Source organism: Pseudomonas sp. WC1, from assembly GCF_050586565.1.
GTDB lineage: Bacteria > Pseudomonadota > Gammaproteobacteria > Pseudomonadales > Pseudomonadaceae > Aquipseudomonas.
Window position 1 is genome coordinate 55984 of record NZ_JBOBDQ010000027.1, and the last position, 14610, is coordinate 70593.

Sequence of the window (14610 nt, forward strand, 5' to 3'; positions counted from 1 at the left end):
GCAGGAACCGCCATGATCCAGATTCGCCCCATGACCCCGGAAGACTTCGAGCGCTTCTGGCCGACCTTCCAGGCCATTGTCCAGGCTCGCCAGACCTATGCCTTCGACCCCGCTCTTAATATCGACCAGGCCCGCACGCTGTGGCTGGAGAGCCCGTTGCGCACCCTGGTGGCCGAGGCAGATGGCGAACTGCTCGGTTCCTACTTCCTCAAGGCCAATGCCGCCGGGCCCGGAGCGCACGTGGGCAACTGCGGCTACATGGTGTGCGAAAACGCCCGTGGCCGTGGCGTGGCCAGGCTGATGTGCGAGCATTCGCAGAAGCTCGCCCGCCAGGAAGGCTTCCTGGCCCTGCAGTTCAATTCGGTGGTGGCGACCAACGAAGTGGCCGTGGCGCTGTGGCACAAGCTCGGCTTCGAGACCGTCGGCCGCCTGCCCAAGGCCTACCGCCATGCTGAACTCGGCCTGGTCGACTGCCTGGTGATGTACAAGTGGCTGGCCGACGAGCCGGTGGTGGAGAAACCGCCGCTGTTGATCGGGCGCAAGAACATCGAAGCGCGGGTGTCGCGGCGGCGCGGCCGCTAGCGGCTGCTCCAACGGGTCGCCGAGCGGCCGCCCCAACCCCTGGCCGCGTCATCACCCGGCAAAACACTGCAGCACGTCAACGACGCGGTCGCGTCAAGCTGCCACACTAAGGCCATTGCCTTTCGTGCCTGTGTGAAGGAACACCCCCTCCCCATGAACCATGAGCTGCTCTGGGTCCTTGGCCTGCTGGCCGTCGTCGTCACCCTGTTCATCCTCAACCGCCCGCGCATGGACGTGGTCGCCCTGCTGGTGATCGTCGCCCTGCCGCTGTCGGGCATCCTCACCGTGGAGCAGGCCATGGCCGGCTTCAGCGACCCCAACGTGGTGTTGATCGCCGCGCTGTTCGTGATCGGCGAAGGGCTGGTGCGCACCGGCATCGCCTACCGCATCGGCGAGTGGATGAGCGAGCGCGCAGGCAACAGCGAGGCGCGCCTGCTGGTGCTGCTGATGGTGGCCGTGGCCGGCCTGGGTTCGGTGATGAGTTCCACCGGCGTGGTGGCGATCTTCATCCCGGTGGTGCTGAGCATTGCCGCGCGCCAGCAGCTTTCGCCCAGCCGGCTGATGATGCCGCTGAGCTTCGCCGGCCTGATCAGTGGCATGCTGAGCCTGGTGGCGACACCGCCGAACGTGGTGGTGCACAGCGAGCTGGTGCGCCACGGCGAGAGCGGCTTCGGCTTTTTCAGCTTCACCCCCTTTGGCCTGGTGGTGCTGATGCTCGGTATCGGCTACATGCTGCTGACCCGCCACTGGCTCAACGGCGAGGTGCGCAAGGACGGCCGGGTCGAAAGCCGCCGCACCCTGCTCGACCTGGTGCTGGACTACAAACTCAACGGCCGCGAGCGCCGCCTGCGCATCCGCCCCCATTCGCCGCTGATCGGCCATACCCTCGGCGAGCTGGAGCTGCGCACCCGCCACGGCGCCAACGTGATCGGCATCGAACGCCAGCACAAGTTCACCACCCGGGTGATCGGCGCCGACTCCGGCACCTTGCTGCAGCAGGGCGACGTACTGTTGCTGGACCTGTTCGCCAACCGCGACGACCTGCGCAGCCTGTGCCAGACCATGCTGCTTGAGCCCCTGCACTTCAAGGCCGCCTACTTCATCGACCAGTCCCAGGAACTGGGCATGGCAGAGATATCGCTGCCGCCGGGCTCACAACTGATCGGCAAGAACATCCTCGAGCTGGCCTTTCGCACCCGCTACGACCTCAACGTGGTCGGCCTGCGCCGTGACCAGCAAGCCATCGAAGGGCAACTGGTGGAAGAAAAGTTGCGTCTGGGCGACACCCTGCTGGTGGTCGGCCCGTGGAAGGCGGTGCGCCAGCTGCAGGGCAAACCGCGCGATTTCCTGGTGCTGAGCCTGCCGGCGGAAATCGACCAGGTCGCGCCGGCACGCGCCCGGGCACCCTATGCGCTGATCAGCCTGGCGGTAATGGTCGGGCTGATGGTCAGCGGCCTGGTGCCCAACGTCATCGCCGCGCTGATCGGCTGCCTGCTGATGGGCGCCGGGCGCTGCATCGACATGAACAGCGCCTACCGCGCCATCCACTGGCAGAGCCTGGTGCTGATCGTCGGCATGCTGCCCTTTGCCCTGGCCCTGCAGAAGACCGGCGGCATCGACCTGGCCGTCGGTGCGCTGGTCGGTGCGCTCGGCGGCGCCGGGCCCAGCGTGATCCTCGCCTGCCTGTTCGCGGTGACGGCGCTGATCGGGCTGTTCATCTCCAATACCGCCACCGCGGTGCTGATGGCCCCGGTGGCGGTGAGCACCGCGCAGCAGCTGGGCATGTCGCCCTACCCGTTCGCCATGACCGTGGCCCTGGCGGCGTCGGCGGCGTTCATGACGCCGGTGTCGTCTCCGGTCAACACCCTGGTGCTGGGGCCCGGCCAGTACCGCTTCGCCGACTTCGTCAAGGTCGGCGTGCCGTTCACCCTGCTGGTGATGCTGGTGACCGTGCTGATGGTGCCGTGGGTGTTCGAGCTGTAGTCGTGGGCACGATCCGGGCCGATTGCGGCGAATTGACATCAATTGACCAGTTGAAAGACACTGACACGACATCGTCCCAGGTGCCTACAGCCGTTTTCCTGGATTCTGTCTTCGCTTGTCGGTCGAGCCCATGGTGTCTCCAGTTCCGTCACGCCTGCTACCCCCGCTGACTCTGTTCGGCTTGACCCTGGCGCTGACTCTGGGCGGCATCCTCGCCCGCCCGATCGAATCACTGTCGCTGTTCTGGCCGGTGAACGCGGTACTCGCCGGCGTGCTGCTGCGCAACCCACGCCAAGCCAGCCCCGGCGGCTTTGCCCTGGTCTATCTGGCCATGGTCGGTGCCGACCTGGCCTGCGGCAGCGCGTGGCGCCCGGCCTTGTGGTTCAACCTGTGCAACCTCGGCGCCATCGCCACCATCTGGTACCTGATGGCTCGGCTGCCGCGCGTGCATCGTCGCCTGCGCACCCCGCACGGCACCCTGTGCCTGTTCGGAGCCTGCGCCGTCGGTGCGGTGGTCGCCGCGAGCCTGGCCTGCGTAATGGCCGCGCCGTGGTTCGAACAATCGCTGCGCGCCACCTGGCTGGCCTGGTTCAGCGAACAGTTCTCCACCAGCGTGCTGGTCCTGCCGGTGTTGCTCACCGCGCCATCGCCCAGGGCCCTGACCCGCCCCGGCAGCACCGGCCAGACGGTGCGCCTGGCGCCGTTGCTGGTGCTGTTCGCCTCGCTGAGCGTCAGTATCGTCTTCGGCGGGCCCGGCGCCATCGCTTTCCCGATTGCCGCGCTGTTGTGGTGCGCGCTCAGCTATTCGCCCTTTCTCGTGTCGCTGCTGGCCCTCACCGCGGGCAGCACGTTGATCGTCGCCGTGGCGCAGAACCTCATGCACTTCAACATCCCGCAGAGCGAGTCGGGGGTCACTACCTTGATGTCGGCGCGCCTGGGCATCGCCATGCTGGTGCTCGGCCCGCTGGTGCTGGCCTGCGTCAGCAGCGCCAACCGCAGCCTGATGGCGCGCCTGGCGCACCAGGCGACCATCGACCACCTGACCGGGGCCCTCAGCCGCAGCGCCTTCATCCGCCGCGCCCACGCCCTGCTCGACAACCGCCAGCAAGCGCCGCTGACCTTGATGATGCTCGACATCGATCACTTCAAGACCATCAACGACCAGCATGGCCATGCAATCGGCGACCAGGTGCTGCGCCAGTTCGCCATGACCCTGCAGGACCAGTTGCACGATGGCGAGCTGTTCGCCCGCCTGGGCGGCGAGGAGTTCGTCATCGTCGTGCCGGGGCTGGCGCCGGAGCTGGCCAGGTTCACCGCCGAGCGCCTGCGCCGGGCGGTGCAGGACCAGCACATCGCGCAGCCCGGGCAGTCGCTGCGGATCACCGTGAGCATCGGTGTGAGCGGTTGCGCCGCCGGCACCCCGGCACCCAGCCTCGACGTGCTGCTGGCCAGCGCCGACCAGGCGCTCTACCGGGCCAAGGCCCAGGGCCGTAACCGTGTCGAACAAGCCGATGGGCAGCGCCAGGTGGTGTGAGTCAACCGGCCAGCAGGTCCCAGCTCAGCTTGGCGATCAGCACGCACAGCAGCACCAGGAACAACCCCCGCACGAACCCGGCGCCCTTGCGCACCGCTAGCCAGGTGCCGGTCAGCGCGCCAAGGACATTGAACAGCGCCATCGGCAGCGCAATGGCCCACAGCACATTGCCCGACGGGATGAAGAACACCAGCGCGGCCAGGTTGGTGGCGATGTTGACCAGCTTCGCCGAGGCCGAGGCATGCAGGAAATCCAGGGCGAAGAAGCGGATGAACAGGAAGATCAGGAAACTGCCGGTGCCCGGCCCGAACAGCCCGTCATAGAAGCCGATGGCGCCACCGATCAGCACCGCCAGGCACTGTTCCTTGCGGCCGATGGCCATGGGTTTGTGCAGGGTGCCGAAATCCTTCTTGCAGAACGTGTAGATGGCCATCAGCACGATCAGCGCCAGCACCATCGGGCGCATCACGCTCGCCGGCACCAAGGATACGGTGGCCGCGCCGAGGAACGACATCACGAAGGCGCTCAGCGCCGCGGGCACGATCAACCCCCAGTCCAGCTTGACCTTGCGGATGAACGAACGCGCCGCGAACGTGGTACCGCACACCGAGGCCAGCTTGTTGCTGCCCAGCAGTGCCGCCGGCTGGGCGTTGGGCAGCACGTTGAACAGCGCGGGGATCTGGATCAGCCCGCCGCCACCGACGGCAGCGTCGATCAGGCCAGCGGCGAAGGCAAACAGCGAAAGCAGGGCAATATCCATCATCTCGAAGGTCCAGGCGGCACAAAACAGGCTGCCAGACTAATCAAAGCGCCGCGCTTGTGTTGAAATGCCATATTGCGAAAACTGCAACAAGGAGCCCTTGCATGGCCTTGGACATGCTACGTGAAATACAAGCGTTCGTCAGCGTTGCGCACAAGCGCAGCTTTGTCAGCGCCGCCCGTGCCCTGGGCCGTTCGCCCAGCGCAGTAACTCGTGCGGTGCAGGCGCTGGAGGACAACAGCGGCGCCAAGCTGTTCAACCGCAGCGCCAGCGCCGTGTCATTGACCGAGGCCGGCGAGCGTCTGCTGCCTCACGCCGAACGCTTGCTGGATGTGCAACGGGATGCCGCCGACGAGTTGGCCGCGCTGACCGGCAACGCCAAGGGCTGGATCCGCCTGGCCGCGCCCGAGGTTCTGGCCCAGCAGATATTGCCAGGAGTGCTGGCCGAGTTCTCTCGTCGCCACCCTCACGTCACCCTCGACGTGCAGTACAGCGATCAGGCTCTGGATCCGCTGCAAGGCAAGCTGGACTTCGTGATCCGCGGAGCCTTCCCACAGTCCAGCGAACTGATCGGCTACCCGCTATGGCGTTACCGCCGCCACCTGTACGCCAGTCCTGAGTACCTGGCGCAGGCCGGCACGCCCCAAGGGCTGGAAGACCTGGAACGGCATGCGCTGATCCTGCATACCGCACCGCGCATCCTCAAGGCCTGGCATTTCAGCAAGGATGGGCGCATCTCCAGCCTGCGCCCACGGCCGCGGCTGCGCCTGGGCTCAGGGGTGGCAGTACTGCAAACCACCCTGGCAGGCGCCGGCATCGCGCGGCTGGCCGATTGGCTGGGGGAACCGGAGGTGCGAGCCGGACGGTTGGTGCGGGTCTGCCCCGATTTTCACCTGACATCCAGCACCGGGCACGACCCGCAGATGCATGCCGTGTACCCCGCCGGCGACCTTCCGGCACGGGCTCGCGAGCTGCTGCAGGCCCTGCGCGATACCCGTCCGCGCCTATGGGAACAGCCCTGAACAGGCCTGCTCAATTTCTGCTCAATCTAACAGAGTGCTTGCCAATACTGGCCTGTAGCGTTTTATCCACAGACCTACCCACGATTTTTGTGGACAGTTTCCGCAAGCCTTGAAGGAAAAATTACAAGCGCAGCAAGGCCACGTTGGCCAGCTTGACCAACTCGATCCATTCGCTTGCGCTGATCACACCGGAACGCTCCAACTCTTCGGCACGGCGCAGTGCCTGATCGTAGTCCTCTTCGTGGAGGATGCCCTCGCCGAGAAAACGACCGCGCCACTCCAGCATCGCTGCAGTGCCTTTCTTGCATTCCATAGTGTGTATTGTCTCCAAGGCAAGTGAATGGCCCGTGTGCCCGGGCCCTTTGATTGGGGGCGGGAGATTACACGAGCGACTTGCACTTGAGAACGACTTGCAGCTACCGCTTGTCTAGACGACTGCGGTATTCGGCGGGAAAACCGGGAGGGAAGAGTCTGGCCCGCCATTGCGCCAGGCGGGCCGGGACAGGAAAAAGTTGCGGCTCAGCTTGGCGGAATGGTGCCCAGCAGGCCAATCATGATAGTCAGCAGCAGAAAACCACCCAGAAACAGCGCGAGCTTGCCCATCGGAACCTCTACAGTGTGATGACGTAACGGCGGGGCTGGCCGCTGCGGTAGTGCAGCGGGGCAGCCTGCCCAGCGCACACCGGATTGGAAGGCTGGGCCTGGGCGTATTGTCCGGCAGCGGCTGATACGGTTACAGATTCAGGTTCGTGGAAAAAAAGCGGATCAGATGGTAATCGACCATCGCGGTGCAAGCCCGCTCCCACGAGTGCACAACGTGAGGTCAACGCGGTTGGCGTGGGAGCGGGCTTGTCCCGCGATACATCCGCGCAGGCAACACACCTATGCTACGGTCCGAAGCCCAGACAAGGAGAACCACCGCAAATGACCGCGCTCGCCAGCAACGCCGCCCTGCTGATCATCGACATGCAGAACGGCATCAACCACCCTCGCCTGGGCCGTCGCAACAACCCCGAAGCCGAACAGCGCATCAGCGAACTGCTCGCCTTTTGGCGCGCGAGCACGCGCCCGGTGGTGCACGTGCGCCATATCTCCCGCGATCCGGATTCGGTGTTCCGGCCAGGTCAGCCCGGCTGCGAGTTCCAGCCCGCCTTCACCCCGCAGGCGAACGAGGCCGTGTTTGAAAAACACCTGCCCGACGCTTTCTGCAACAGCGGCCTGGAACACTGGCTGCACCAGCGCGGCATCCAGCAACTGGTCATCACCGGCGTGATCACCAACAACTCGGTGGAGTCGAGCGCACGCTCGGCGGGCAACCTGGGGTTCGCAACGGTGGTGGTGGGCGACGCCTGCTACACCTTCGACCAGCATGATCTGCAAGGCCGGCTGTGGCCGGCGGAGGATGTCCATGCCCTGGCCCTGAGCAACCTGGCCATGGACTATGCGCGCGTTCTGGAGAGTGCGGCGGTGCTGGCCGCACGCTGATCACGCCAGCGCGCGCAGCTTGGCCAGCGGCACCCAGCCGAGCTCGCCATTGCTCACCCGGCGACACCAGGCCCAACCATTCAAGGGGCGCAGGCTATCGAGCTGCTGGCCGGGGTCGACGTCCAGTTCATGGGCCGAATAAGCTTCTAGCGCCCTGCCCCGGCCCACGCCCAGCCGTTCGATGAACTGGGCTGGCACCCACCCTGCGGCCTGGCCCTGGCAACTGCACAGGTACCAGTCCTCCCACTGCTCGTCGCCCTCGTAGCGCTGGCCGATCTCCAGCAGCGTGCCACGGGCGAAGGTGATGGGCGCAGGGTACTCACTGCGGTGTGTCTCGATCACGACGTACTTCACAGGCCTCTCCCTGGCTGCGAAAAGCGTCGATCCTAGTCGAAGGGCCTCTACAGCACCATGACCATTTCATGCCAGGCCATGCCGCCATGGTCGGAAGCCGACGGGCGTACATAGGCGTAGCCCATCTTCTCGTACAACCCGACATGGCGCTCCTTGCACATCAGGTGGATGGTGGCCTTGCCGCGCTCGCGCATCTGCGCGACGAAGCGCGCCATCAACCGGCAGGCATGGCCCTGGCCCTGGTACGCGGGGTCAAGCACCACCGACATGATCACCACATTGGGCGCCTGCGGGTCATGCCCGACCAGTTCCTTGAAAGCCTCGTTTGACATCACCACCTGGTCGGCGCAACCGCTGTTGATGAAGCCGATCACCTGGCCCTCGGCCTCCAGCACGAGGAAGCCCTCCGGGTACTGGGCGATGCGCGTGCCGATCTTTTCCCGGGTGGCGGCTTCGTCGCCTTCGTAGGCGCTGGTCTCGATCTGGTAGCAACGATCCACGTCGCTGGAGGCGGCCTGGCGGAATGTCGGTGTGCTCATGGGCGGAATCCGGATAGCGGGAAACAGGGGCGACATCCTAACGGAAGTCGCCGCCCTGCCACAGGCTCGCCATGTCACCTACACCGAACGGGTAATCCCCCCATCGACCCGCAGGTTCTGCCCGGTGATGTAACCCGCGCCCTCGGAGGCAAGGAAGCCGACAGTGGCCGCGATCTCCTCGGCCTTGCCGTACCGCTCCATGGGAATCCGGCTACGGAATTCCTCCTTCTCCGGCAGACTATCGATGAAGCCTGGCAGCACGTTGTTCATGCGGATGTTCTCGGCCGCGTAACGGTCGGCGAACAGTTTGGTGAAGGCCGCGAGCCCGGCACGGAACACGCCGGAGGTCGGGAATGCCGGATCCGGCTCGAAGGTGGCGAAGGTCGAGATATTGATGATGGTCCCGCCCTGCTGCCGCTGCATGATCGGTGTCACCAGGCGGGTCGGGCGCACCACGTTGAGGAAGTACACCTCCATGCCCCGGTGCCAGTCCTCGTCGCTGAGCTCGAGCACCGGCGCACGCGGGCCATGCCCGGCGCTGTTGACCAGCACATCGATACGCCCCCATTGCTGCATCACGGTATCGACCAGACGCTGCAGGTCCTCTGCCGACTGGTTGGAGCCGGTGATGCCGATGCCACCCAGCTCGGCCGCCAGGGCCTCGCCTTTGCCCGAGGACGACAGGATCGCCACCCTGAAACCATCGGCAGCCAGCCGCCGCGCGGCCTCCGCGCCCGTGCCACTGCCACCTGCGGTGATGATTGCCACTTTCTGAGAAGACATATGCCGCTCCTTCCGGGAGTTGATCAAGTAGGCCCATGAAGCCAGAATCCGGCTGTACGCACCAATCACGAATACTGGCAGCAGCCTGCAGGAAATCTACTGGATGAGCGCGCCCAAGCGACGCAACGCCCCCGCCATCGTCAATCACCTGGTGGCCTTCGAGGCCGCCGCCCGCCTGGGCAGCTTCCGCGCTGCCGCCGACGAGCTGCATGTCACGCCGGGCGCGGTCGCCCAGCAGGTGCGCACCCTGGAAGACAAACTTGGCCGCCCCTTGTTCGAGCGCCTGCCCCGCGGCCTGCGGCCCAACCGGGACGGCGCCGACTACCTGGCCCGTGTGCGCCTGGCGCTGGAGATCATCGAGGACGCCACCGGCGAACTGCTGGAGCGCGACAACCAGCGCGATCCGCAGCAGGTCCTGCTCAGTACCACCCCCGCCTTCGCCAGCCGCTGGCTGATCCCGCGCCTGGGGCGGCTGGCCGAGGCGCATCCGCAGGTGGCCCTGATGATCGACGCCTCCGACAGTACCCGCCCCCTGAGCGGCAAGGGTGCGGTGGACCTGGCCGTGCGCTGGGGGGCGCCGCCCTTCGCCGAGGCCTACGCCCTGCCCCTGCTGCCCGGCATGGCGGTGCCGGTGTGCGCGCCGGGGTTGCGCGGCGAGCACCCTTGGCGGCAAGCCGCGGAGCTTGCGCAACACCCGCTGATCTCCGACAGCCACAACAACTGGAAGCGCTGGTTCGACCACTACGCGTTGCCCGGCACACGGTTCAACGGCCCGGTGTTCTCGCAGACCATTCTCGCCATCGAGGCCGCCGAGCAAGGCATGGGCATCGCCTTGGTGCCGCGCCTGCTGGTGGAGAATGCCCTGAAAGCCGGGGCCTTGGTGCTGGCGCTGGAAGGCCATGAATTGCGCAGCGACGCCGGCTTCCACTTGCTGGCCAGCCATGCGCCGCTGGCAGGCTCGGCCGCCGAGCAGGTGGTGAACTGGCTGCTGGCCCAGGTGAACGCTGATGCTCAAGCGTTTCTAAATCATGACTCTTTGATTTAGCGGGCTTTAGTAATCTGCGTGGGATCGGCCACAACCTGCCGCAGGAAGCGCCCTAGGCGTTCGTCAAGGCGGTGGTGGATGCGGAGCATCTGTAGGGGCAATTGCAACATATCGTTTCAGTGGCGCGTGTTGGGTGCCGGGAAACACGGATTATCGCTACGACCCGTCTTTTACGCGGCAGGCTTTGTACTTCGGGGCCTGCCGCAAAATGAGCGGAAGCATCCCGAAATACTCACCCAAGCCATCCTGTAAGACGCCTCTTTTGTCGATGTAGGACGTTTCTACGGGATTGTGAGCCAGTGTATGAATAATCAGTATGGGCGGGAGAATTGACCTGATACCGTCGAGCCTTTCTTACAACGGCACGGATGCCCACGACCAACGAGTACAGCATGGACAACTACGACAGCTCGGCACTTGGACTGCAAAAATGCCTGCTGAACCTGCGAAAGGATCATGCCCGGATGAAGGCGTCAGGAGAGCTGGAAAGAGCGGCGGTACTGGCGCAGGTAATCGGGCGGATGGAACAGGGATTGAAGGAGGCTTCCCAGGGGAGGAAGCCCGAGACGTTGCAATGAAGTGATGCCCGGCAAATGGCGATGGGTATGCGGTGCTCATCTAGTGTGGTGTTTTGCAAATACGACCAATAAATCGCGAGCGATTTTTGCGTTCAGGCAAGGCGTCGCGACGAGTCGTAGCTCAGCTACGGCGAGGAGCGACAACGCCGCATGAGCGCAAATTCGCCACGGGTCAGCGGAGGGCGCGGCCCAGCGCGGCCTCGGCCTACTCGCTTCCTCCTTGGGCACACATGCCCTCCATGGGCGGCGGCCATCCTAGAACCCATTTTTTGCTGGATTATTTCAATCGAACGGGTTGTTGCGACGCGGGAAGATCAGGCCCCTCCATGCGCTCATGCGCACGCGCCATGCTCGATTTCAGGGCGCTTTTCTAACCCAATGATCAGCTCAAACGCCGAATCGGCCTTTATTTCAAAGACCTCGGGCGATTTGGTACAGACTATGCAAACGTTTGCTCCGCGCCACTGAGCGAACAATCGCTGCAGCTCTCGACACATCGCAGCCCCCTGGGCTTACCACTGCATGAACAAGGATTTTCAATGCACCGACCGTCTTTACCCGCAACGGCCCGCTTCTGCCTGCCTGCCAAACTGCTACTGGGCGCTGTTACGGGACTACTCAGCGTCACCACCCACGCCCAGGACAATCCCCCCAGCGAGTCGGCCCAGGGCGAGACCTTGAGCCCGGCCGCCGCGCCGGCGAAATCGGGACCCTACCTGTCGGACTGGTACAACCAGAACTTCACCCTGATCGGCACCAAGGACATCAGTTTCGGCCCCCGCCCTGTCGACGATATCTACCTCGAATACGAGTACTTCGGCCGCAAGGGGCCGTTCGAGTTGTACGGCTACATCGACATCCCGAAGATCCTCGACATCGGCAACAGCCATGACAAAGGCGCGTGGGACCACGGCTCACCGCTGTTCATGGAGCATGAACCGCGGATCTCCATCGACTACCTGGCCGGACGCAGCCTGGCCGTCGGCCCGTTCAAGGAGTGGTACGTAGCCTTCGACTGGATCTACGACCACGGCAGCAACAGCGCCAACCGTGCCAATACCCTCTACAGCGGCCTGGGCACCGACATCGACACCCATTCGCGGGTCAACCTGTCGGCCAACTTCTACGGCCGCTACCAGTGGGAAAACTATGGCGCCAGCAACGAGTATTCGTGGGACGGTTACCGGGCCCAGCTCAAGTACATCGTGCCCCTCGGCAAGTTCGACAACGGAGCCTCGCTGACCTATATCGGTTTCACCAACTTCGATTTCGGCTCGGACCTGCACAAGGACAACCCCAACCGCACGGCCAATGCCACGGTATCCACCAACGTGTTGCTGTACGCCTTCACTCACCTGCGCTTCACCCTGGTGGGCCGCCATTTCCACAATGGCGGCAACTGGCAGGAAGGCAGCCAGCTGAATTTCGGCGACGGCGATTTCCGCGGTCGGTCCGATGGCTGGGGGTATTACGCCGGGGTTGGTTATCAGTTCTGATTATTTGGGCCATGGAGGCTTATGACCTGCTACACGGAGCGATGCCGAGCAGGGTGGGTTTGCACGGGCGTTGTAGAATCTTTGATTAGATGAGGTGAGCCATGTTGGATTTACCCTACGCATCGAGCATCGAAGGCAACACCGTCAGATGGGGGAAAATGGGCACAGGCGCGCCTTTGGTCGCCGTCCATGGCACCCCCTTCTCCTCTCAGGTATGGAGGCGCGTCATACCGCACCTCGCTGACCGCAGAACCGTGTATTACTTCGACCTGGTTGGCTACGGCCTGTCTGAAATGCGGGAGGGCCAGGACGTTTCACTGGCGATTCAGAACAACGTCATGGCTGCGCTTTTCGAGGAATGGGGCATCGAGCGCCCCGACGTCCTGGCCCATGATTTTGGCGGCGCTACAGCGCTGCGCGCGTACTACCTGAACGGTCTGCGCTATGCATCCCTCACCATTTTTGATGCCGTAGCCCTGACACCCTGGGGCTCTCCTTTTGTTCAGCATGTCCGTCAACATGAGGCTGCCTTTTCCGGGATGCCCGACTACATGCACCGCGCGCTACTGGCCGCCTATCTGCAAACCTCTGCGGCCAATCCCCTCAGTGACGAAGCCCTGCAGGTTTACAGCGCACCATGGCTGGGGCCGATTGGCCAGGCGGCCTTTTACCGACAGATCGCACAGATGGATCAGGTCTATACCGAGGAAATTGAACCGCTTTACGGGAAGCTGGATTGCCCCGTGTCGGTACTCTGGGGCGCGGAGGACGCCTGGATTCCCTATTCCCAAGGGGAACGGCTTGCTGGGCTTATTTCCCAAGAGCCCTGCGCCCGAGTGGAGAACTCGGGCCACCTGATGCAGGAAGACAGGCCGGAAGCGATTGTGGCGGCGGTTTTGAAGCAGATTGGCCTCTGAGACTGGTTCGCTGGGCTGTCTGTATATTCAAATTCTCAGCGGTCTGTGCCTATCGGGAGAGCGACTTCATCGGTACGGTTCAGGCCTCACTGTTCTACGAGGTTCTCATGGAGCTGACAGCAATCCCGTTTGGCACCACGGACTGGTCAAAAATCGATCCCGTCGCTTATCCGGGCGAGACTGGTACCGCGTACTGGCATACCTGTCTGTTTGGGGAAGTTCGGGTTCGATGGGTTGAGTACACACCAGGATATGTGGCCAATCATTGGTGCCGGAAGGGGCATATTTTGTTCTGCCTGGAAGGTCGGCTGGACACTGAACTGGAGGATGGTCGGACTTTCACCCTGCAGCCGGGCATGAGCTATCAAGTGGGGGACAATGCGGAGGCGCACCGATCATCGACGACTATCGGAGCCAAGCTCTTCATTGTGGATTAAACAGATGGCTCTGTTTGCACAGCGGGCGGGGACTGGCGCGCAACGGCGCTAACGACAAAGTCTTGTGCAGATGCTATCAGGCTGGGGGGTGATGAAAACCTGAGGATCAACTGTGAAATTCTTGGACTCCGAGTCCTTAACTGCTCGTCCTCCAAAAACGCCCTCCTGAACAATCCCCCCAGAAACGCAAAAAGCCCTGACATTGTCAGGGCTTCAAAAATGGCGGAAGCGTAGAGATTCGAACCCTTATCCAAGGCCCTCGCCCTTTTCAGGATTGTGTCCCAGGAAGTGGTGTAACTCATCATGGCTCTGGCCACTGAGTTTGCCGTTTAGTTGATCACGGCCGACAGCTTGGCCTGTGGATTATCGCTGACCGCTTCGAAGGCCTCCAACTGCATGTAGCGTCTTTGCAGGCACCACTCGTCGTTCTGCTCCAGCAGCATCGCGCCTACCAGCCGTGTGATGGCCGGATCGTTGGGAAAAATCCCCACGACATCGGTGCGGCGTTTGATTTCAGCGTTGAGCCGTTCAAGCGGGTTGGTGCTGTGTAACTGCTGTCGGTGGGCTTTTGGAAACGCCATGTGAGCCAGCACTTCATCCTCGCAGCCGTCCATGAGTGTCGCGATCTTGGGGTATTTTTCGCGCAGTTGATCAGCGACCAAGCGCCATTGCTGATGGCATTCGGCACGGCTGTCCTGGGCGAAGACCGTGCGCAGCAGCGCCGCTACCATAGTGCGCTGGCCCTTGCCGACATGGGCCATGGCGTTGCGCATGAAGTGCACACGGCAGCGCTGCCAAGTCGCGTTGAAGACCTTAGAAACAGCTGCCTTCAGGCCTTCGTGAGCATCGGAAATGACCAGCTTCACGCCCCTCAAACCTCGGCGCATGAGGCTGCGCAGGAAGTCTGTCCAGAACGGCTCGGCCTCAGACGGGCCGACCCGCATGCCCAGCACTTCGCGACCACCGTCAGTGTTTACGACCACGGCAATTATTACGGCGACCGAGACGATCCGCCCGGCCTCCCGCACCTTGACGTAGGTGGCATCAATCCAGAGATAGGGCCAGTCACCTTCAAGCGGGCGATCAAGGAACGCG

General features: G+C 63.6%; 16 protein-coding genes. 10 read left to right on the plus strand and 6 right to left on the minus strand.

The genetic code is table 11. The features are described from left to right. Positions 1-12 precede the first annotated feature (12 nt). From ACQ4OD_RS14275 to ACQ4OD_RS14285, 3 genes are all read left to right on the plus strand, one after another. The gene (locus ACQ4OD_RS14275; protein ID WP_139671623.1) at positions 13-582 is read left to right on the plus strand and encodes a GNAT family N-acetyltransferase; all 570 of its coding nucleotides are present in this window, start codon (positions 13-15) and stop codon (positions 580-582) included. A 153-nt stretch (positions 583-735) separates the two neighbouring features. Further along, positions 736-2565, plus strand: coding sequence for an SLC13 family permease (locus tag ACQ4OD_RS14280; protein WP_139671625.1), 1830 nt, complete (start codon positions 736-738; stop codon positions 2563-2565). A 115-nt stretch (positions 2566-2680) separates the two neighbouring features. Continuing rightward, a complete protein-coding gene (locus ACQ4OD_RS14285) occupies positions 2681-4099 on the plus strand; it encodes a diguanylate cyclase (protein WP_430944466.1) in 1419 nt (472 codons plus the stop codon). A 1-nt stretch (position 4100) separates the two neighbouring features. Here ACQ4OD_RS14285 and ACQ4OD_RS14290 read toward each other — a convergent pair whose 3' ends face one another. Next, entirely contained in the window at positions 4101-4862 is a 762-nt protein-coding gene (locus ACQ4OD_RS14290; protein WP_110698285.1) for a sulfite exporter TauE/SafE family protein, read from the minus strand. Between the two features lie 101 nt (positions 4863-4963). Here ACQ4OD_RS14290 and ACQ4OD_RS14295 point away from each other — a divergent pair, with 101 nt between their 5' ends. Then, positions 4964-5881 (plus strand): LysR substrate-binding domain-containing protein, encoded by a 918-nt coding sequence (locus ACQ4OD_RS14295; RefSeq protein WP_430944467.1) that lies wholly within the window; start codon positions 4964-4966, stop codon positions 5879-5881. A gap of 121 nt (positions 5882-6002) precedes the next feature. Here the strand turns inward: ACQ4OD_RS14295 and ACQ4OD_RS14300 are convergent, their stop codons facing one another. Continuing rightward, positions 6003-6194 carry a hypothetical protein gene (locus ACQ4OD_RS14300; protein WP_031315428.1) on the minus strand — a complete coding sequence of 64 codons (192 nt, stop codon included), beginning with the start codon at positions 6192-6194 and terminating at the stop codon, positions 6003-6005. Positions 6195-6805: 611 nt separating this feature from the next. Here ACQ4OD_RS14300 and ACQ4OD_RS14305 point away from each other — a divergent pair. Then, a complete protein-coding gene (locus ACQ4OD_RS14305; RefSeq protein WP_258700944.1) occupies positions 6806-7366 on the plus strand; it encodes a cysteine hydrolase family protein in 561 nt (186 codons plus the stop codon). Here the strand turns inward: ACQ4OD_RS14305 and ACQ4OD_RS14310 are convergent, their stop codons facing one another. The 3 genes from ACQ4OD_RS14310 to ACQ4OD_RS14320 form a co-directional block, all read right to left on the minus strand. Further along, a complete protein-coding gene (locus ACQ4OD_RS14310; RefSeq protein ID WP_023631242.1) occupies positions 7367-7720 on the minus strand; it encodes an SH3 domain-containing protein in 354 nt (117 codons plus the stop codon). Positions 7721-7767: 47 nt separating this feature from the next. Beyond that, positions 7768-8259 carry a GNAT family N-acetyltransferase gene (locus ACQ4OD_RS14315; protein WP_430944468.1) on the minus strand — a complete coding sequence of 164 codons (492 nt, stop codon included), beginning with the start codon at positions 8257-8259 and terminating at the stop codon, positions 7768-7770. A gap of 78 nt (positions 8260-8337) precedes the next feature. Continuing rightward, positions 8338-9042, minus strand: coding sequence for an SDR family oxidoreductase (locus ACQ4OD_RS14320; protein WP_430944469.1), 705 nt, complete (start codon positions 9040-9042; stop codon positions 8338-8340). Positions 9043-9145: 103 nt separating this feature from the next. Here ACQ4OD_RS14320 and ACQ4OD_RS14325 point away from each other — a divergent pair, with 103 nt between their 5' ends. From ACQ4OD_RS14325 to ACQ4OD_RS14345, 5 genes are all read left to right on the plus strand, one after another. Next, the gene (locus ACQ4OD_RS14325) at positions 9146-10087 is read left to right on the plus strand and encodes a LysR substrate-binding domain-containing protein (protein WP_430944470.1); all 942 of its coding nucleotides are present in this window, start codon (positions 9146-9148) and stop codon (positions 10085-10087) included. A gap of 392 nt (positions 10088-10479) precedes the next feature. Further along, a complete protein-coding gene (locus ACQ4OD_RS14330) occupies positions 10480-10665 on the plus strand; it encodes a hypothetical protein (RefSeq protein WP_430944471.1) in 186 nt (61 codons plus the stop codon). 539 nt (positions 10666-11204) lie between these two features. After that, entirely contained in the window at positions 11205-12161 is a 957-nt protein-coding gene (locus ACQ4OD_RS14335) for a nucleoside-specific channel-forming protein Tsx (RefSeq protein WP_430944472.1), read from the plus strand. 101 nt (positions 12162-12262) lie between these two features. Continuing rightward, positions 12263-13078 carry an alpha/beta fold hydrolase gene (locus tag ACQ4OD_RS14340; protein ID WP_430944473.1) on the plus strand — a complete coding sequence of 272 codons (816 nt, stop codon included), beginning with the start codon at positions 12263-12265 and terminating at the stop codon, positions 13076-13078. 107 nt (positions 13079-13185) lie between these two features. Then, a complete protein-coding gene (locus ACQ4OD_RS14345) occupies positions 13186-13515 on the plus strand; it encodes a DHCW motif cupin fold protein (RefSeq protein ID WP_430944474.1) in 330 nt (109 codons plus the stop codon). 329 nt (positions 13516-13844) lie between these two features. Here ACQ4OD_RS14345 and ACQ4OD_RS14350 read toward each other — a convergent pair. Further along, positions 13845-14610, minus strand: a 766-nt coding sequence (locus ACQ4OD_RS14350) for an IS256 family transposase (RefSeq protein ID WP_430944475.1), incomplete at its 5' end; no start/stop codon positions are given.

What these genes read in the sequence shown, in the direction of transcription:
- ACQ4OD_RS14275 (WP_139671623.1), top strand. Translation starts at nt 13, where the DNA reads ATGATCCAGATTCGCCCCATGACCCCGGAAGACTTCGAGCGCTTCTGG.
- ACQ4OD_RS14280 (WP_139671625.1), top strand. Translation starts at nt 736, where the DNA reads ATGAACCATGAGCTGCTCTGGGTCCTTGGCCTGCTGGCCGTCGTCGTC.
- ACQ4OD_RS14290 (WP_110698285.1), bottom strand. Translation starts at nt 4,862, where the DNA reads ATGATGGATATTGCCCTGCTTTCGCTGTTTGCCTTCGCCGCTGGCCTG.
- ACQ4OD_RS14295 (WP_430944467.1), top strand. Translation starts at nt 4,964, where the DNA reads ATGGCCTTGGACATGCTACGTGAAATACAAGCGTTCGTCAGCGTTGCG.
- ACQ4OD_RS14300 (WP_031315428.1), bottom strand. Translation starts at nt 6,194, where the DNA reads ATGGAATGCAAGAAAGGCACTGCAGCGATGCTGGAGTGGCGCGGTCGT.
- ACQ4OD_RS14305 (WP_258700944.1), top strand. Translation starts at nt 6,806, where the DNA reads ATGACCGCGCTCGCCAGCAACGCCGCCCTGCTGATCATCGACATGCAG.
- ACQ4OD_RS14315 (WP_430944468.1), bottom strand. Translation starts at nt 8,259, where the DNA reads ATGAGCACACCGACATTCCGCCAGGCCGCCTCCAGCGACGTGGATCGT.
- ACQ4OD_RS14320 (WP_430944469.1), bottom strand. Translation starts at nt 9,042, where the DNA reads ATGTCTTCTCAGAAAGTGGCAATCATCACCGCAGGTGGCAGTGGCACG.
- ACQ4OD_RS14325 (WP_430944470.1), top strand. Translation starts at nt 9,146, where the DNA reads ATGAGCGCGCCCAAGCGACGCAACGCCCCCGCCATCGTCAATCACCTG.
- ACQ4OD_RS14330 (WP_430944471.1), top strand. Translation starts at nt 10,480, where the DNA reads ATGGACAACTACGACAGCTCGGCACTTGGACTGCAAAAATGCCTGCTG.
- ACQ4OD_RS14335 (WP_430944472.1), top strand. Translation starts at nt 11,205, where the DNA reads ATGCACCGACCGTCTTTACCCGCAACGGCCCGCTTCTGCCTGCCTGCC.
- ACQ4OD_RS14340 (WP_430944473.1), top strand. Translation starts at nt 12,263, where the DNA reads ATGTTGGATTTACCCTACGCATCGAGCATCGAAGGCAACACCGTCAGA.
- ACQ4OD_RS14345 (WP_430944474.1), top strand. Translation starts at nt 13,186, where the DNA reads ATGGAGCTGACAGCAATCCCGTTTGGCACCACGGACTGGTCAAAAATC.